Source organism: Salinisphaera sp. S4-8 (assembly GCF_040361235.1).
Classification (GTDB): Bacteria; Pseudomonadota; Gammaproteobacteria; order Nevskiales; family Salinisphaeraceae; genus Salinisphaera.
Map to the genome: position 1 here is coordinate 142,116 of NZ_APNF01000005.1, position 18,580 is coordinate 160,695.

Genomic DNA, 18,580 nt, shown 5'->3' on the forward strand with positions numbered 1-18,580 from the left:
CTCCCCTGTTACGCGCGAGGCGCGCTATTCTTGTTCAGTCGCATCCAGCGCCTGGCGCAGGTTGTCGACATCCGACAACGCCAGCGCTGTCGCGCTCTTGTCGATACGCTTATTGAGCCCGGTGAGCACCTTGCCCGGACCGCACTCCAGCAGCGTGCCGCAGTTCGCAGCGCGCATGGCACGAATCGTATCCGCCCAGAGCACCGATTGCGCGAGCTGGCGTACCAGCGCCTTGCGAATGCCGTCGATATCTTCGCGCGGCTGGGCATCGACATTATGCAGCACGGTCAGCCGGGGCTGGCGCAGAGGGATTTCCAGCAGATGCGATTGCAGGCGTTCGGCGGCCGGCTGCATCAGCGCGCAATGCGACGGAACACTCACGGCCAATGGCTTGACCAACTTCGCGCCTTTTTCCTTGGCCAGCCGGCTGGCGGTGGCCACCGCCTCGGCATGACCGGCGATGACGACCTGCAAGGGTGCATTGAAGTTTGCCGCCGATACCACCAGCCCCTGCTCGGCATGGCTTTGCTCGGCCGCGGCACAGACTTCGCGCACCGCGTCGTCCTCGAGGCCGATCACGGCTGCCATCGCGCCTTCACCGGGGGCGACCGCATTCTGCATGGCCTTGCCGCGCATCTGGGTCAGACGCAGCGCGTCGCCGAAATCCAGTGCTTCGGCAGCGACCAGTGCGGTGTATTCGCCCAGGCTGTGGCCGGCCAGAAACTCCGGCATGCGGCCGTTACGGCTTTGCCAGACACGCCATACCGCGATGCCGGCGGTGACCAGCGCAGGCTGCGTGAATTCGGTCTGGTCGAGCTTGTCGGCCGGGCCTTCATTGATAAGGGCGGCCATATCGTAGCCAAGCGCATCGCTGGCTTCGGCATACGTGTCGGCGACTACCGGATAGCGTTCGGCCAGCGCGGCGAGCATTCCCACGGACTGCGCACCCTGGCCGGGAAAAATCATCCCCAAACGCGACATAGAAACGGTCGTGATCAAACGATGACCGGCATCATACCCACCCGAATTCTGCTTGGCCACGTGAAAAGCCCGTTTGCTAGAATCCATTGTTTGGATCCAGATCATCACGCGGAGGCTGTCTTGGTCCACGCAGAACTCACCGTGGCCGCGGTTGTATGTGTCGACGACTGCTACCTGGTCGTCGAGGAATTCGCCCACGGCAAACGCGTGATCAACCAGCCGGCCGGCCATGTAGAGTCCGGCGAAACGCTGCTCGACGCGGTCGTTCGCGAAACCTTCGAGGAAACCGCCTGGCGTTTCACGCCCACCGGCCTGGTCGGCATGTATCACTGGCCGCACGAGGACGGGCGCACCACCCTGCGCTTCGCGTTCTGCGGCACCGTTGATGCGCATGCGCCCGAACAGCCGCTCGACGACGGCATCATCGCCGCCCACTGGCTCAGCGCCGAGCAGCTGCGCGCGCGCGACGATCTGCGCAGCCCACTGGTATTGCAGTCGATCGCCGACTTCAACGACTTCGACGCCTTGGCGCTCGAACGCGTACGCCATATCCGGGCCCGCTGATATGTCTGTGCTCTTCTGGCAACGTGCTCCTGGCGACACCCGCGTGATCGTCGGCCTGTCCGGCGGCGTGGATTCATCGGTGACCGCGCTCCAGCTGGTCGAGGCCGGCTATCAGGTCGAAGGCCTGTTCATGTTCAACTGGAGTGAGGACGAGGCCGGGCGCTGCCAGGCCGCCGACGATTTCGACGACGCCGCGGCGGTCTGCGAAGCCCTCGATATTCCGCTGCACCGGGCCGATTTCTCGCGCGAATACAAGGCGCGGGTGTTTCGCTATGTTCTCGACAGCTATGCCGCCGGGCGTACACCCAATCCGGATGTGCTGTGCAATCGCGAGATCAAGTTCGACACCTTTTTGCATCACGCCGAACGCCTCGGCGCGGATGCGATCGCGACCGGGCATTACGCGCGCCTGGCCCACGATGCGCACGGCACGCGCCTGTTACGCGGGCGCGACCCGGGCAAGGATCAGTCGTATTTTCTGGCCGCCGTACCCATGGCCGCACTCGAGCGTACCCTGTTTCCGCTCGGCGAGACCTACAAGACCGATGTACGCGCGATCGCGCGCAAGGCCGGACTGCCGGTTCACGACAAACCCGACAGCACGGGCGTGTGCTTTATCGGCGAACGCGACTTCGAAGGTTTTCTGCGGCAGTATCTGTCCGGGCGCGCCGGGCCGGTGCGCGTGAGTGGCGGGCCCTTGGACGGGCGCACGATCGGCGAACATGCCGGGCTGATCTACTACACCATCGGCCAGCGCCGCGGGCTCGGGCTTGGCGGCGTGGCCGGCGCCTCGCAGGCGCCCTGGTATGTCGCCGCCAAGGATCTGGATACCGATACCCTCTGGGTCACCCAGGATCACGATCATCCCGAGCTTGCCCGGACATCGTTGACTACCGCTGCACCGCATTGGCTGATTGCGCCCCCGCGATTGCCGCTGCGCTGCAGCGCCCAGGTACGTTATCGCCAGCGCGCGATCAATTGTCGTATCGAAGCCGGCACCGACGGCGGCTTGACGGTACACTTCGACCAACCGCCGCGGGCGATCGCGCCCGGCCAGTACGCGGTCTTCTATGATGGCGACCAGTGCCTCGGCAGCGCCGAGATCCTGGCAGCCGGCCATTCCGAACTCGAGATTTCTGCCAGCGCATGAGCGATCAAACCACGCACACCCTGCGCGACCAGGCGCTGTCCCTGGCCGGCGTCGCCCAGTTCGCACTCTATGCGCATGAACTTGCCGCGGACGGGCGGGATACGCCGCAGCGTCTGGAAATCGCCAAGCACGCGATCTTCTGTACCGATCCGGACAGTGTGATCGAGGTCTATGGCGACCTGCCCAGCGTGGGCGACGGCATCGCCTACCTCAAGCGCCAGCTCGCCGGCGAAAAACCGGACCAGAAATCCGCCCTGATCGCGCGCTATATCGGCCAGCTGCTGCGCCTTTCCGGCGCACTGCGCAAAGACGATGCCGCGCTCAAGCGCCTGCGCGGTGCAATCGATCGCGCGCGTTTGGCCGAACCGGCCGATGTACCCACCATTCTCGACGATGCCTATCGTGACAGCATCAGCCCGGCCAAGCCGCGCATCATGCTGCATGGCCATCCGAGCTATCTGCAGAACGAGGCCATTCAGGCGCGCGCGCGCACTCAACTGATGGCCGCGGTGCGCTGCGCGATCATGTGGCGGCAATGTGGCGGTGGTTTCATATCCCTGTTTCTACGCCGCAAGGCCTTGCTGAAATCGCTGGAAAACATCGGCCCGCGGGCGCCCGTGCGCTAACGCAACGCCTGTCGTTAACGGGTTGAATGAACGACCGGCCTAGCGCCGCAAGTGATCAAACCTGCAGCCCTGGCCGCGAAAAAGCTATACTACGCGGCGCTTTTCAAGTGTCCGGGTTATTCCCGGATCGAAGAACCACCGAGTGTCTTTGGAGAACAAAACCTATGACGGACAGTTTCAATACACGCGCGCAGTTCACTGCCGGTGATCGCAGCTTCGACTACTTCAGTCTGCCCAAACTCCAGGAGCAGTTCCCGGGTATTGCGAAGCTGCCTTACGCGCAGAAGATCCTGCTCGAGAACCTGCTCCGCCATGAGGACGGTTCCAACGTCGATGCCGACGATATCAAGGCTCTGGCCAACTGGGATGCCAAGGCCGAGCCGGATACCGAAATTGCCTTCACCCCGGCGCGCGTGGTCCTGCAGGACTTCACCGGCGTGCCCGCGGTGGTCGACCTGGCCGCCATGCGCGATGCCATGGCCAACCTCGGCGGCAGCCCGGACAAGATCAACCCGCTGTCGCCGGCCGAACTGGTCATCGACCACTCGGTCATGGTCGACGAATACGGCACCGACAAGGCCTTCGATCTGAACGCCAAGCTCGAATTCAACCGCAACAAGGAGCGTTATGCGTTCCTGCGCTGGGGTCAGGGCGCATTCGACAACTTCAAGGTCGTGCCGCCGGATACCGGCATCGTGCATCAGGTCAACCTGGAATATCTGGCCCGCGTGGTCTTCGGTAATGAAGACACCAACCTGGCCTACCCGGACACGCTGGTCGGCACCGACTCGCACACCACCATGATCAACGGCGTGGGCGTACTCGGCTGGGGCGTGGGCGGTATCGAAGCCGAAGCGGCGATGCTCGGCCAGCCGATCACCATGCTTATCCCGCAGGTCGTGGGCTTCAAGCTCACCGGCAAGCTCGCCGAAGGCTGCACCGCCACCGATCTGGTACTCACGGTCACGGAAATGCTGCGCGCCAAGGGCGTGGTCGGCAAGTTCGTGGAATTCTTCGGCGACGGCCTGGCCGATCTGCCGCTGGCCGATCGCGCGACCATCGCCAACATGGCGCCCGAATACGGCGCGACCTGCGGCATCTTCCCGGTCGACGGCGAAACCATTCGCTACATGGAGCTCACCGGCCGTCCCACTGAACAGCTGGAACTGGTCGAAGCCTATGCCAAGGCCCAGGGCCTGTGGCGTGAGGAAGGCGAGCCCGATGCCGACTACACCGACGTGCTCGAACTGGACATGTCCACCGTGCAGCCGTCGCTGGCCGGCCCGAAACGCCCGCAGGACCGCGTGCTGCTGGCCGACATGCAAAAGACCTATCGCCGCGAAGTCGAGCCCTTCATCAAGGCACGCGCCGAGAAATCCGACCCCGAAGACAAGAGCATGGCCGAGGCCAAGCAGCAGAGCGAAGCGGGTCTGGCCTCCGATAGCGTCGAAGGCGCAATCCATGCCCCGGTCAACTACAAGGACCAGGACTTCGATCTGCACGACGGCTCCGTGGTAATCGCCGCCATTACCTCCTGCACCAACACGTCGAACCCGGCCGTGATGATCGGCGCCGGCCTGCTGGCGCGTAACGCCATCGAAAAAGGCCTGCAGGTCAAGCCCTGGGTCAAGACCTCGCTGGCCCCCGGCTCCAAGGTCGTCACCGAGTATCTGGAAAAGGCCGGTCTGGACGACGATCTCGACAAGCTCGGCTTCCAGCTGGTCGGCTACGGCTGCACCACCTGTATCGGCAACTCCGGGCCGCTGCCCGAGCCGATCGGCAACGCGGTACGCGAGCACAATCTCAACGTGGCCTCCGTGCTGTCGGGCAACCGTAACTTCGAAGGCCGTGTGCACGGCGATGTGCGCATGAACTTTCTCGCCAGCCCGCCGCTGGTCGTGGCCTATGCGCTGTCCGGCACCATCGATCTGGACATGAACAAGGACCCGCTCGGCCAGGACGCCGACGGCAACGATGTCTACCTGCGTGATATCTGGCCGTCGCAGAAGGAAATCTACGACACCATCGGCAGCTCGTTGAACTCCGAGATGTTCAAGGACAGCTACGGCGACGTATTCGCCGGCGATTCCCGCTGGAAGGGCCTGGACGTGCCCGAAGGCGAGATCTTCGATTGGGACGAAACCAGCACCTACGTGCAGAACCCGCCCTACTTCGAAGGCATGTCGGTCGATGTCGACGATATCCCGACCATCCAGGGCGCGCGCTGTCTGGCCCTGCTGGGCGACTCGATCACCACCGACCATATTTCGCCGGCCGGTGCCATCACCAAGGACTCGCCCGCAGGTCAGTACCTGCAGGAAAAAGGCGTCTCGCCGTCGGACTTCAACAGCTACGGCTCGCGTCGCGGCAACCACGAAGTCATGATGCGCGGCACCTTTGCAAATGTGCGCCTGCGTAACTTGCTGGCCCCGGGCACCGAAGGCGGCTGGACGCGTTATCAGCCCTCCGGCGACGAGATGTTCATCTACGACGCGGCCATGAAGTACGCCGAAGACAACACGCCGCTGGTGGTGCTGGCCGGCAAGGAATACGGCACCGGCTCCTCGCGTGACTGGGCCGCCAAGGGCACCCTTTTGCTCGGCGTGAAGACCGTGATCGCCCAGTCCTTCGAGCGTATTCATCGTTCGAATCTGGTCGGCATGGGCGTACTGCCGCTGCAGTTCAAGGAAGGCGAGAACGCCGATTCGCTGGGCCTGGACGGCACCGAGACCTTCGATATCGAAGGCCTTGAGTCCGGCGCCTCCGAAGTCACCGTCAAGGCGACCAAGGAAAACGGCGAAACCAGCGAGTTCACCGCCAAGGTGCGGATCGATACGCCCAAGGAATGGGACTACTACCAGAACGGCGGCATCCTGCATTACGTGCTGCGTCAGCTCGCCCAGGCCGCATAAACCTGTGCGGGCCAGCGGCCCGCCATAGGTCATGCAAAAAAAGCCCCGCTTCGGCGGGGCTTTTTTATGGCCATTCGATGGCCAGCCGCGCGGCTGCGCGGTATGCGCGCGCGCAGCCGCGTAGAACACAGGTGACCGGGCCAGCTGCCTTCGGGGCCGGAGTAATAGTGGAACCGGCCAGGCCTGTGGGGCCCTGCCGCACGCGCACCTGCGTGGGCTGATCGTCGCAGCCTTTTAATCCGTATTGCGGCGCATGCGCGAGTTGCGCGCCGGGGCTATTTCGCCGTCTTGCCGGGGGCGCTGAAAAGCGGCGACGGTGCCAATGGGCGCATTTCCGAACGCGGCGATGTTTGCCGCGCGACTTCGCGCTCGACCTCGCGCACATAGCGCCAGACTTCACGGGCGGCTTTTTCTGCACGAATATCGAAGGCCATGCCCAGGTAGCACAGGTCGGTTTCGGCGTTGCGATAGCGGTGGCTGACCTGGCCATTCACTGCGAAGGTTTCGCCGTTGGGAAAAAATGCCTCGATGCGATAGTCGTCGATGCCGACTTCGATCCCCTCGGCCTCGTCTTCGGGCAGACTCAGCAGACAGCCACCGGCCGACAGGTCACGCAGCGTGGCATGCCATTCGCGGCCCTTGGGCGAGGACAGCAGCACCATCACCGCCATGCTATCGCTCAACGCGGCCCGGAACTGACCCCGCCGCTTGAGCAGGGCGACGCTATCCGGCAACGACGCACAGACACTCAAGCGCGCACCACTTTGCGATACGCCAATGCACTGCAAGGTTTCGCTTTGTAGCGCCGCCGAATGACGGCGTGCATGCACGGTGAAACGCTGTTTCGTCCTGACCAGCTGTTCCAGGTCCGCCGTGCCCGTCATATCCAGCACACAACGCCCGAGTGTACGGTCCACCGAGACAACACTCACTGGATACTGAATCATCGCCCCGTCGAATCGAACCGTGACATCGTGGGTATCCCAGGTCAGCTCCACGAACGTATCCGCGACCCCCTCGGGGGTATCGATTTCGGCATAACGGGGGCTTTCGGTCATGGATTCGATTGTCCTGAAAATGGCTGGCCACGCCGTGGCCTATCTATCGGCTGAAGCCGAGCACGCTTGAAATGGCGCCCGGCCCGTCCAATGGGCGCGTCGTTGGCGCATATTGGCATGGTAGCGCGTCGTTCGCTGCCCGCGGGCGCGTGCCGACGAAATAAAATACGCAACCGAACCACGACCCTGTAACGGAGTTTCGGTATAAGCGACTATCTTTTCAAAAAGACGCACTTATCCTATTTCAAAGTCAACCCGACTTAAAGGATTTTTCCGTTTTTCAAAACGATAGACCCACCATTTGCCAAGAATATTTTTGCCAACCCATATCATTTCGCTGCTGAAGGGTTACACTGGCGCTGCAGCGTGGCTGCATTAAATTAGTTTAGATCAAGTAAGAGAAAATTATGGCCAAAGGCACCGTTAAGTGGTTCAGTTCCGAAAAGGGTTACGGCTTCATCGCCCCTGAAGATGGCAGCAAGGACCTTTTCGTGCACCACTCCGAGATCAAGAACGGCGGCGGCTTTGCCACCCTCGAAGACGGCCAGGCCGTCGAATTCGAAGTGGGTGAAGGCAAGAAAGGACCGTGCGCCAACAAGGTGGTCGCGGTCTAAAAATACGGCATCCTGTACGGATCAGCTAGCCTCGACCCAAGCTGCTTAGCGGCGGACGAGGTCAAAGGCGAACTGAACCGATACAGCGCCGGATCGGTCCTTTTGGACCGAAACCGTCATATCGGATAGCCACTACGTCGATACCGAATCATCGGTTTTTGCGTGGAGGCTGTCCGATTTGTCGTTTAGGGCTTGGCACTTACAGCGATATTCCTCTGCCCGTGTGCACTGCCCTGCCAACAGCCCGTCGCCTATGTCAATGAATATATGGGTCGATGCAGATGCCTGTCCGGTCGTGATCAAGGACATGCTGTTTCGCGCCAGCCGGCGTACAGGTGTCATGGTGACGCTGGTGGCCAACCAGCCCATCCGCGTGCCGCGATCTCCGACCATTGCGACCTTGCAAGTGGGCGCCGGCTTCGACGTTGCCGATAACGAAATCGTCAAACGGGTCGCGCCGCGCGATCTGGTGATCACCGCGGACATACCCCTGGCCGCCGAGGTCATCGAAAAACAGGCGATCTCACTCGATCCGCGTGGCGAACTGTATACGCGTGACAATATTCGTGCGCGCTTGACCGTACGTGACTTCATGGACGGTCTACGCGGCGCCGGTGTCGATACCGGCGGCCCGCCGCCCTTTAGCCAGAACGACCGCCACGCGTTCGCCAAGCAGCTCGATCGCCTGCTCGCGCGCGAGCGCAAACGCTATTAAAACGAGGCGTATTACTCAGCCGCCCGACTCGTGTTCGTCCAGATCGGACTCGGCCTGGGCCAGTAATGCGAACTCCTCTTCAGCCGTGCGTGCGACCAGATGATGCCGGCTGAATACGAAGAAGTACGCCGCGCCGAGCACGAACAGCACGATCGTGTAACCGAAGGCCCGCGGATCGAAGGCATAGACACCGGTGAGCGCAATCAGCGACAGGACCAACGCAATGCCCGAGGTCACCATGCCACCCGGGGTACGGTAAGGACGCTCCAGATCCGGCTGCTTGACCCGCAATAGGATGTGGCTCAGCGCCATGAGGGCGTACGACAGTGTCGCGCCCACCACCGCCATGCCGAGGATCAGATCACCCGCGCCACTCAAGGAAACGATGAAGCCGAGCACGCCCGGCACCACGAGCGCCCAGGTTGGCGCCTTGCGACGGCTGGTCAGCGACATGAACTTGGGCAGATAGCCAGCGCGCGAGAGCGCAAAGACGAGTCGGCTATAGCCGTAGATAATCGAAAAGAACGAGGCGATGAGCCCGGCCAGACCAAGCACGTTCACCACGGTGGCCAGCGTCTGGCTGTCGGTATCCTTGAGCGCGGTCACCAGTGGCACACCGCTATCGCCAATCGCCTTCGCGCCGGCCGCACCCGCGAGCAGAACCACCACCAGCACCGCCGTACCCAGCAGAAAGATCATCGCCCCGATAATGCCCTTGGGCACGTCGCGGGCCGGGTTTTTGGCTTCCTCGGCCGCCAGGGGCACGCCTTCGACGGCTAGAAACAGCCACATCCCGAACGGCAACGCGGCCCAGATACCGTAGAACCCCAACGGCAGGAACGTGGATGCGCCCAGCGCGTCCGTGGGCTCGATATCGAACAGGTTGGCGGCGTCGAAATCACCAATCAACGCCACCGCGGTCGCCAGGATCGCAAACACCGCCAAGCCGCTGATTACCATCATCACCTTCAGCGCTTCGCCCACCCCGGCGAGATGAATGCCGATGAACAGCGCATAAAACACGGCATAGACGATCGGGCCGTTGAAGCCGAGCAGTTCTTCGACCGCCGCGCCGATGAATATCACGATCGCCGCCGGCGCCAGCGCGTATTCGATGAGTACCGCCAGACCGGTGAGATAACCGCCGGCAGGCCCCATGGCCTGGCGCGCGAAGCTATAGCCGCCACCGGCGGCCGGGATCGCTGCCGACATCTCGGCGAGGGCGAGCACCAGCGTGAAATACATGATCGCCATCAATATCGCAGCGATTGCGAATCCGCCCCAGCCGGCCTCGGCAATCCCGAAGTTCCAGCCGGCAAAATCGCCGGAGATGACGTAGGAAACACCCAGACCAGCCAACAACAACCAGCCGGCCGTACCACGTTTGAGCTGGCGCTTGGCCAGATAGTCCTCGTTTACCGTCGAGCCTGCCATGACGTCACCCCCAAGGTGAGAAAAAAATCAGGAAGTCAGGAAATTGCCCGTCTCGTTCTTGTCGTGATCGATGACGTCGTCTTCGCTACGGTCCTTGAGCTTCACCCCGGAGAGCTCGAGCCGCCGGGCCTCATTCAGCAAATAACGCGCACGCGCCGCAGCGGCATCGATTTTCAGCCCTTCGGGACGCACGTTGGAAATACAGTTGCGCTGGGCGTCGGAGACACCCCGCTTGGGCGCCCAGGTCAGATACAAGCCCAGACTGTCGGGCGAACTCAGGCCCGGACGCTCGCCAATCAACACCAGCACCGCATTGGCGTTGAGTGCTTCGCCTACTTCATCGCCGATGGCGACCCGGCCCTGCTCGACTACGGTCAGCGGCGCCTGCCGCCAATCGTTATCGTCGGCATCCAGCTCGCGGGTGAGTGCCGCGAGGAAATTCACGGCATGGGCCTCGATCGCACGCGCCGACAGGCCATCGACGATCACCAGCGCGAGGTCGAAGGGGGAATCTTCGGCGTCGGCCGTGTCGTCGAGCCGCTTGCGCGAGTCCTCATCCAGCCGCCGGCCCAGATCCGGGCGTTGCAGATACTCGGTGCGATCGCTGGCCTGGCTGTGTAGCCGAAGCGGCGCGTCGATTTCGAGCGTGTCGGTAAGCTGCTCGCTAAGCGCGGCCACATCCAGCGGCCAATGGACGGCGTCCTTGGCCTGCGCATGGGCGAGCTGGAATTCGAGCATGCGCTGAGTGGGCAGGCTGATGCCGGCGCGCCCGAGACCGATACGGGCATCGGTGAATGCACGTAGCCCCTGCCAGGGGTTGTCGACCACGCCGATGTCGTCGCCTGCCGCGGCTGACCTGTCGGCCGGTGTCGACGGCTTGCGATCGCTCATGAGCCGGTCTCCGGCAGCCGCTCCAGCGAACGCGCGAACGACTGCGGCAAGCGCTCGGACAGGCGATGCGAATCGTCGTCGCGCACGATTTCCATGTGTTTGAGCCAGGCCTCGAACTCGGGCGCGGGTTTGAGGCCGAGCGCGCGGCGTACATAGAGCGCATCGTGAAACGAGGTGGTCTGATAATTGAGCATGATGTCGTCGGAGCCGGGAATACCCATCACGAAATTGCAGCCGGCCACGCCCAGCAGCGTGAGCAGGTTGTCCATATCGTTCTGGTCGGCTTCGGCATGGTTGGTGTAGCACACGTCGCAGCCCATCGGCACGCCCAGCAACTTGCCACAGAAATGATCTTCCAGGCCCGCGCGGATGATTTCCTTGCCGTCGAACAAGTATTCCGGACCGATGAAACCGACCACGGTATTGACCAGTAACGGCTTGAACTCGCGCGCCACTGCATAGGCACGGGCCTCGCAGGTCTGCTGGTCGAGGCCGTGGTGGGCATCCGCCGACAGCGAACTGCCCTGCCCGGTTTCGAAATACATGACGTTATCGCCCACGGTGCCGCGCTTGAGCGACAGCGCCGCGTCGCGCGCCTCGGCCAGTTCGGCCAAGCCGAAACCAAAGCCGCGATTGGTGGCTTCGGTGCCACCGATCGACTGAAATACCAGATCCACCGGCGCGCCCTGCTCGATCGCTTCCAGCGTGTTCGTGACATGGGTGAGCACGCACGACTGGGTGGGAATTTCGTATTTGCGGATCACCGCATCGAGCATGTGCAACAGCTTGACCGACTGGGCGACGTTATCCGTGGCCGGGTTGATACCAATCACGGCATCGCCGTTGCCATAGAGCAGCCCATCGAAAATACTGGCCGCGATCCCGGTCAGATCATCGGTGGGATGATTCGGCTGCAGGCGAGTCGACAAATGCCCCGCCAGGCCGATGGTGTTGCGAAACGCACTGCGCACCCGGCACTTGCGTGCGACCAGAATCAAGTCCTGGTTGCGCATGATCTTGCTCACGGCCGCCGCCATTTCCGGCGTAATCCCCGGTCGTAGGGCGTCGAGCACCTCGGGCGTGGCCTCGTCGCTGAGCAGCCAGTTGCGAAAATCGCCTACCGTAAAGCTCGAAATCGTTTCGAACGCCTGACGATCGTGGCGATCAACGATCAACCGCGTGATTTCGTCCTCCTCGTAGGGCACCAGCAGGTCTTCGAGAAACGTCGCCAACGGCAGTTCGGCCAGCGCCATCTGGGCGACGACCCGCTGTTCGGCCGATTCCGCGATAACACCCGCCAGCCGATCGCCCGATCGCGCCGGTGTTGCCTTGGCCATGAGCTCGGCCAGACTGTCGAAGCGATAGGTTCGCTCGCCCAGGGTATAGCGATAGTTGCCACTCATCTCGCTCGCACCTCCGTCGTCGCGTAAGCGACGCCATGCGGTTGCCGACGGCGCTCAGCATGTATCAGCCCGTACCGGGCTCGGGCTCGCGATTTGAATATGACACAGGCCATGGCCCGTGCACAGCAAGATGCATTCCAGCTTTGAGGCAAGCTCTGCACAACCTCTCGCGGCCGCGCCGAGTGCTTTGCGCCCGATTGACAGGCAAGTGAGCGCGTCGCGTGCCCAGGCCGATAACAGGCCGCACGGTCGCGAACACCGACGCTGATCAAGCGCGCGCGAAGCCCGGCCGTTCAGCGGTTCGGCCTCACAGACGCCGCGACCGCGCTGCCTAGCCTGACCTGCCAGCAAGGCAGGCGCCGCACTTGGCTGCTTTGGCGCACACGCATGTAAGGCCGCGAACGCGATCCGCGAGCGGTTATTCAGCGCTTGCTTAAGCGAACATCGCCTTCAATCAACGCACTGTAATCGTGCGGTGACCGCGGCACAGCGCGCGTCTGTCGTCAGTGGCGGCTACGACCGGCGCCGGCGCTTTGCATCTGTTCGCTGGCCTGCTCGCGCAGGCTGCCCACTTCCTTGAGGGTGCGCACAACGGCGTCGATGCGCGCCTGCGGCCATTGCCGCACGTAGTCCGGCACGGCGCCGCCACTGGCTTTCATATCGCGGTCGACGGCCAGTGCATCCGGCAGGTGTCGTTCAAAGCGCTCGATATCGGGCAACACCTGCACGAGTTCCTCGCGCGGCAGTGCGATACCGCCGATATCGATATGCGTGGGGGTATTCGAACTCATGAGTCTGTGCCCTCGGGTCGCCGCAACTGCGAATCACCCTGCGGGCTATGTCGAATCTTTCAAGCGCGCCGCTATGTCAGTCGCCTGTCGGCTTGGCGCGACGCTTGCCCGGTTTTGCCTTGGCCGCCTTGGCTTTGGTCTTGCCCGCTTTCTTCGCCCTGGGTTTGGATTTGGGTTTGGGTTTGCGCCGCCCGGCGGGCGGGGCCGGCGGCGCGTCGTGCGCACGCGTGATCGCCAGCTGGCGCCCGGCGACCCACACCGTCTTGAGATGGGCGAAGATATCCTCGGGCATGCCCTTGGGCAGATCGACCAGGCTGAAGTCGTCGCGGATATCGATACGCCCGATATGGGCGCTATCCACACCGGCCTCGTTGGCGATCGCGCCGACGATATTGCGCGGCTCCACGCCGTGGCTGCGGCCGACCTCGATACGAAAGGTTTCCAGATCGCCATCGCCGAAGGATTGCTGGCGCGACGCACCCTTGTTCGCACTCTTGGGGGTCTGCGCTCCCATATCGCGCGGGCCTGCACCACGATCGGGCTTACCGGGCTTGAGCATGAGCGGCTCGTCGCCCTGGGCGAGATACGCCAGCGCGGCGGCCAGTTCTTCGGGGTCGACATTGTGCTCGGCGCGGTATTCGTCGAGCAGTTCGCGAAACGGCGCCAGGTTGCCTTCGGCCAGCGTGACCGAAATACGTTGCTTGAAACGGGCGATGCGTTGTTCGTTGACCTCGGCGATGCTGGGCAGGTCCATCGGCTCGATGGCCTGACGCGTGGCTCGCTCAATCGCCTTGAACAGGCGTTTTTCGCGCATGGTCACGAACAGGATGGCATCACCTTCGCGCCCGGCCCGGCCCGTGCGCCCGATACGATGCACATAGGCCTCGGTATCGTGCGGAATATCGAAATTGATCACATGGCTGATGCGTTCCACATCCAGACCGCGCGCGGCCACGTCCGTGGCTACGATGATATCCAGCTGGCCGTTCTTGAGCTTGGCGACCGTGCGCTCGCGCTGGTTCTGGGCGATATCGCCGTTGAGCGCCGCGCAGGCATAACCGCGGGCCGACAGCCGCTCGGCGAGCTCATCGGTGGATTTCTTGGTACGCGCGAATACGATCATCGCGTCGAAGGGCTCGGCTTCGAGCAGACGCGTGAGTGCGTCGAGTTTGCTGGTGCCGCCACCCACGATCCAGTAACGCTGGCGGATGTTGACCGCCGTCGTGGTCTTGGCCTGGATGGTGATTTCCTGCGGCTCGCGCAGGTGCGTCTTGGCGATACGCCGGATCGCACTCGGCATGGTGGCCGAAAATAGTGCGACCTGGCGCTCGGCCGGGGTCTGTTCGAAGATCCATTCCACGTCTTCGATAAAGCCCATGCGCAGCATTTCATCGGCTTCGTCGAGCACCATCCAGTCGAGCGCGTCGAGCTTGAGCGTACCGCGCTTGAGATGATCCATCACCCGACCCGGCGTGCCTACCACCACATGCACGCCGCGCTTGAGCGCAGCCAGCTGTGGGCCATAGCCCTGGCCACCATAGATCGGCAGCACATGAAAACCCGGGATATGCGCGGCATAGCGCTGAAAGGCCTCGGCCACCTGGATGGTGAGCTCACGCGTGGGCGTGAGTACCAGCGCCTGCGGTGCCTTGCCGGCCCGCCCGGTCAGCCCGGAGAGAATGGGCAGCGCGAAGGCCGCCGTCTTGCCGGTGCCGGTCTGGGCCTGGCCCAGCACGTCCTTGCCGGCCAGCAACGGCGGAATGGTCGCCGCCTGAATGGGCGACGGCGTCTCGTAGCCGACATCGGCGAGGGCCGCCATGACGGCATCGGAGAGCGCCAGATCGCTGAAGGCGACCTGGGCGGATTCGTTTTCATTAGGGGTGGACATGCACAGCCTGGCAGGCACGGGCGCTCAGCTGCGCCCGAAAAAACACTGCGCCGGAATGGCGCGGACGCTCATTCTACCCGTTATTCACAGTTGTCGGTCCCCGTTTTTCCGACGCGGTATCGTCGATGATGGCGGCAACGGAGTCCGCGGTCAGCGCCGACAGCGTCCACCCCAAATGGCCGTGCCCGGTGTTGTAGAACACGTTCGGCGCCTTTCCGCCGCCAACGCGCGGCATCATGTTCGGCATCATCGGGCGCAGACCGGCCCAGGGGATGACCTGGCGCGTTTTCACGTCGGGAAAGCACTGCTTGACCCAATCCACCAGCGGCTCGATCCGGTCCGCCCGGATATCGCGATTGAACCCGTTGAACTCGGCGGTGCCGGCCACGCGCAGACGATCTGCGCCCAGGCGCGCACACACGAGCTTGGTTTCATCGTCGAGCAGACTGACTTCGGGCGCGGCCTGTTGCGAGGCCTCGTCTTCCAGATCGACGGTAATCGAATAGCCCTTGACCGGATACACGTTCACGCGATCGCCCAGCTGCGCAGCAATGTCGCGACTGCCGGTACCCGCACACACCACCACGCCGTCGAACTCGAGCGCGACCCGGTCCTCGGGCGTGTCGTTGTCGCAGGCCGCGATGGTGACCTGCTGCCCATCGGATTGAACGCTTTCGACACTGTGGTTGTAGTGAAAGCGTACGCCCTGTGCCTGTGCGGCCCGCGCCAGGCCCTGGGTGAATTTGTGAATATCGCCGCTGGAATCGCTTTCGGTAAAGAAGCCACCGTAATACTCGCCCGCCAGCGCGGGTTCGATTGCCCGCATTTCTTCCGGGGTGACCGGCTGGCGCTCCAGGCCGCCTTCGGCGAGCAGGCGCGACACCTTCTCGGCATGGCGATAGCCGGCGCGATTGCGATAGATATGCAGAATGCCCTTGCGCTTGACGTCGAAATCGATGTTCTCGCGCTTGGCCCAGGAAAACAGAAACTCACGCGCCTCGATCGCCATGCGCGCGGTTTCGGTGGTGTTGCGACCGTACTGCGGGATCGCGGCGATGAACTCCAGAAACCACGACAATTTGTGCCAGGACGGTTTCGGGTTGACCAGCAACGGGGCATCGTTGCGAAACATCCACTTCATGCCCTTGAAGACCATGGGCCAGTGGTTCCAGACCTCGGCGTTGGAAGCAGAAAGCTGACCGCCATTGGCGAAGGAGGTCTCCATCGCCGCATAGCGATTGCGGTCGAACAGCGTGACCTCGTAACCGCGCTGAACGAGTGCGTAGGCCGTGGTGACCCCGGTGATGCCCCCGCCGATAATTGCAATATGATTCATGAGCGTCTATCCGATAGCGTCGTGCGTGAAAACCTGCCGCGTGGCAGGCGCCGCCCCTTCCGTCACTGAACCTGAGAGATTCACCCGCGCGTCGATGGCCCGCGGGCTTGCTCCTTCGGTGCACGCCGGCCGGTTACGGCTGCGCGACTCTTCGGATATGGGCGCGATAACGGTCCCTGATGCCTGAGAGTTTCCGGGGCGGTTGCTCCTTCGGCGCCGGCTTTACGCCGGTCTCTCCCGCTATTGCGTGAATGTATGAATAGGTGTCGAATCCGGTATCGGCACGCCAACGCCCAGCCTCTGTGCGTGATCGATGCCGATGTTTTGTCCAAGATACCATGAGCAATCGCCATGCCAATACCGTCGACCCTGCGCCGCGCCCGCGATACGGTCGAATTCGAAACCGCCGAGCGCTGCGCGATACGCGAGATCTCCAATACGCCGGACGATCCGGCCGTCTCCATCGCCCGGGCCCGGGTGGCACCCGGCGTGACCACGGCCTGGCATCGCCTGCGAGACACCGCCGAACGCTATCTGATCGTTTCCGGCCAGGGCGTGGTGGAAGTCGGCGAGGGCCTGCGCGAAACCGTGGCGGCCGGCGACGTGGTGTCTATCGCGCCGGACACCGCCCAGCGGATTCACAACAACGGCGATTGCGATCTGATCTTCTATGCCATCTGTACGCCGCGTTTTACGCCAGACTGCTACGAAGCACTCTAGCGCTGCCGCGTAAGTATTGATTCAGCCGACCACCCGATTGCGGCCTTCGGCCTTGGCTTGATAGAGGCGCCGATCGGCCTTTGCGAACAGGCTTCTGAAGTCCATGCCATCGCGCCCGAGTTCGGCAATGCCGATACTGGCTGATAACGGAATATCCTTGCCGCGATAGCGAAACGGCCGGTCATGAACCAGATCGCACAGGTCCTGGGCGATCTGTCGGGCGTGCGCGATATCCGCCCCCGATAACAGGATGCCGAATTCCTCGCCGCCAAGACGGCCCGCGATATCGGTCTGGCGAATACGGCTGGCAAGCAGCTCGGCCACGAAACATAGCGCCATATCACCCGCGTCGTGGCCGTAGTCGTCGTTGACGCGCTTGAAATGGTCGAGATCGACGACGAGCATCGCCAGCGGTATTTTCTGGCGCAGATAGCGCTGGCGCTCGCGCGCGAACACATCCCGGAACCGCGAGCGGTTAGCCAGCCCGGTCAAAGGATCGGCCAGCGCCAATGCACGCAGTTCGGACTCCGTCTTTTCGCGACTGGCCTCGTAGATATACGAAAACCCGAGCGTGGAGGCGGTACACAGCACGATATTGACGACGCTCAGATAACCCGGCCAGCCATCCCACAAGCCGTAACGATAGACAAAGATTCCCCCGGCGCAGCTGATAAACAGCAACGCCACCCAGAGCCCCTGCCATCGGCCCAACAGCAGATGCGACAGCAGCGGTACCAGAAAAACCCATACGAAAACCGCGATGCCGTTCTGCTTGGCCAGCAGCGAAAGCATCATGACAAAGAAAAACGGCACCACGAAGATCAGGTTGTTGATCGGTGCGCGGCCGGTTTCGTGGATCACATAAAGCAGCAACGCGGCATAGGCCACCAGGCACAGTTCGGCCACGGCCAACCAGCGCGCATCCAGATAGAAGTGCAGCAAGGCATAGCCGAATACCGCCGTGCAGGTAAACCACAGCAGCGCCGTCAACACCGTCTGCTGATACGGGCGAACATCGGGAAAATGATCGCGCTTGGGAAAAAGACTTTTCATGGAATGTGCCGCGGCCCCGCTATGGCCAACCCGACATCCGCCAGCGCGCCTTCCCCCGAGAACCCGTTATTCATACGCTTGTCGTGTACCCAGCCGCCGTGCGGCGCTACGAAATTACGCGCACCGCATGTGCGCACGCCCCTTCGCTTGGAAATTTCCGGTGTTTGATCTTTCGCGATCGTGCGCGTTTCGTATCAACCGCCCGCTCTCGTTATAAATTGAAAACCGGCGCGTGTCGATGACCCGGCGCAAGTCTCGAACGGCCTTTCGGGGTGGCTATCGGCGCACGCAAATATATCTGCAATCGCCTAGTGCCAATCCCGAACACGCATAGCGCGTCATATTCGCCATGCCCGGGCCCCAAGACCGAATACGCGCTCACCGATGGCGGGCCGCCCAACGACGGTATCGACACGGCCCAGGCGCGCGTAGCGGCACCGGCGC

16 protein-coding genes and 1 riboswitch are annotated in these 18,580 nt (G+C 62.8%); of the genes, 7 read left to right on the plus strand and 9 right to left on the minus strand.

The genetic code is table 11. The features are described from left to right. Positions 1-24: 24 nt before the first annotated feature. Positions 25-981 carry an ACP S-malonyltransferase gene (gene fabD, locus S4A8_RS09240; RefSeq protein ID WP_353219910.1) on the minus strand — a complete coding sequence of 319 codons (957 nt, stop codon included), beginning with the start codon at positions 979-981 and terminating at the stop codon, positions 25-27. A gap of 120 nt (positions 982-1,101) precedes the next feature. Here fabD and S4A8_RS09245 point away from each other — a divergent pair, with 120 nt between their 5' ends. The 4 genes from S4A8_RS09245 (at position 1,102) to acnA (ending at position 6,233) form a co-directional block, all read left to right on the plus strand. Then, a complete protein-coding gene (locus S4A8_RS09245; protein WP_353219911.1) occupies positions 1,102-1,545 on the plus strand; it encodes an NUDIX hydrolase in 444 nt (147 codons plus the stop codon). Position 1,546: 1 nt separating this feature from the next. Then, positions 1,547-2,695, plus strand: coding sequence for a tRNA 2-thiouridine(34) synthase MnmA (gene mnmA / locus S4A8_RS09250; protein WP_353219912.1), 1,149 nt, complete (start codon positions 1,547-1,549; stop codon positions 2,693-2,695). Further along, positions 2,692-3,321, plus strand: a complete 630-nt coding sequence (locus S4A8_RS09255) for a DUF489 family protein (protein WP_353219913.1) — start codon at positions 2,692-2,694, stop codon at positions 3,319-3,321. The genes mnmA and S4A8_RS09255 overlap by 4 nt, the downstream gene beginning before the upstream one ends. Before the next feature lie 164 nt (positions 3,322-3,485). After that, positions 3,486-6,233, plus strand: a complete 2,748-nt coding sequence (gene acnA, locus S4A8_RS09260; RefSeq protein WP_353219914.1) for an aconitate hydratase AcnA — start codon at positions 3,486-3,488, stop codon at positions 6,231-6,233. A gap of 275 nt (positions 6,234-6,508) precedes the next feature. Here the strand turns inward: acnA and S4A8_RS09265 are convergent, their stop codons facing one another. Further along, positions 6,509-7,291: a flagellar brake protein gene (locus S4A8_RS09265; RefSeq protein ID WP_353219915.1), complete on the minus strand. Its 783-nt coding sequence runs from the start codon at positions 7,289-7,291 to the stop codon at positions 6,509-6,511. Between the two features lie 407 nt (positions 7,292-7,698). Here S4A8_RS09265 and S4A8_RS09270 point away from each other — a divergent pair, with 407 nt between their 5' ends. Further along, on the plus strand, positions 7,699-7,905 hold the full coding sequence (locus tag S4A8_RS09270) for a cold-shock protein (RefSeq protein WP_006912776.1): 207 nt from the start codon (positions 7,699-7,701) through the stop codon (positions 7,903-7,905). Between the two features lie 259 nt (positions 7,906-8,164). Continuing rightward, positions 8,165-8,620: a YaiI/YqxD family protein gene (locus S4A8_RS09275; protein WP_353219916.1), complete on the plus strand. Its 456-nt coding sequence runs from the start codon at positions 8,165-8,167 to the stop codon at positions 8,618-8,620. Between the two features lie 15 nt (positions 8,621-8,635). Here the strand turns inward: S4A8_RS09275 and eat are convergent, their stop codons facing one another. The 6 genes from eat to S4A8_RS09305 all read right to left on the minus strand — a co-directional run bounded on the left by eat (position 8,636) and on the right by S4A8_RS09305 (position 16,363). Continuing rightward, on the minus strand, positions 8,636-10,054 hold the full coding sequence (gene eat, locus S4A8_RS09280; RefSeq protein ID WP_353219917.1) for an ethanolamine permease: 1,419 nt from the start codon (positions 10,052-10,054) through the stop codon (positions 8,636-8,638). Between the two features lie 27 nt (positions 10,055-10,081). Continuing rightward, entirely contained in the window at positions 10,082-10,945 is an 864-nt protein-coding gene (gene eutC / locus S4A8_RS09285; RefSeq protein WP_353219918.1) for an ethanolamine ammonia-lyase subunit EutC, read from the minus strand. Then, positions 10,942-12,348, minus strand: coding sequence for an ethanolamine ammonia-lyase subunit EutB (locus tag S4A8_RS09290; RefSeq protein WP_353219919.1), 1,407 nt, complete (start codon positions 12,346-12,348; stop codon positions 10,942-10,944). The genes eutC and S4A8_RS09290 overlap by 4 nt, the downstream gene beginning before the upstream one ends. A gap of 503 nt (positions 12,349-12,851) precedes the next feature. Beyond that, complete coding sequence (locus S4A8_RS09295) at positions 12,852-13,139, minus strand: hypothetical protein (protein ID WP_353178426.1); 288 nt, start codon at positions 13,137-13,139, stop codon at positions 12,852-12,854. A 76-nt stretch (positions 13,140-13,215) separates the two neighbouring features. Then, entirely contained in the window at positions 13,216-15,027 is a 1,812-nt protein-coding gene (locus S4A8_RS09300; protein WP_353219920.1) for a DEAD/DEAH box helicase, read from the minus strand. Between the two features lie 73 nt (positions 15,028-15,100). Beyond that, positions 15,101-16,363 carry a D-amino acid dehydrogenase gene (locus tag S4A8_RS09305; RefSeq protein WP_353219921.1) on the minus strand — a complete coding sequence of 421 codons (1,263 nt, stop codon included), beginning with the start codon at positions 16,361-16,363 and terminating at the stop codon, positions 15,101-15,103. Positions 16,364-16,523: 160 nt separating this feature from the next. Beyond that, positions 16,524-16,613: riboswitch (glycine riboswitch) on the minus strand. Between the two features lie 101 nt (positions 16,614-16,714). Between S4A8_RS09305 and S4A8_RS09310 the strand changes: the two genes are divergently transcribed. After that, entirely contained in the window at positions 16,715-17,083 is a 369-nt protein-coding gene (locus S4A8_RS09310) for a cupin domain-containing protein (protein WP_353219922.1), read from the plus strand. A gap of 21 nt (positions 17,084-17,104) precedes the next feature. On the opposite strand, the gene S4A8_RS09315 is transcribed toward S4A8_RS09310, so the two are convergent. Continuing rightward, a complete protein-coding gene (locus S4A8_RS09315; RefSeq protein WP_353178433.1) occupies positions 17,105-18,136 on the minus strand; it encodes a GGDEF domain-containing protein in 1,032 nt (343 codons plus the stop codon). Positions 18,137-18,580 lie beyond the last annotated feature (444 nt).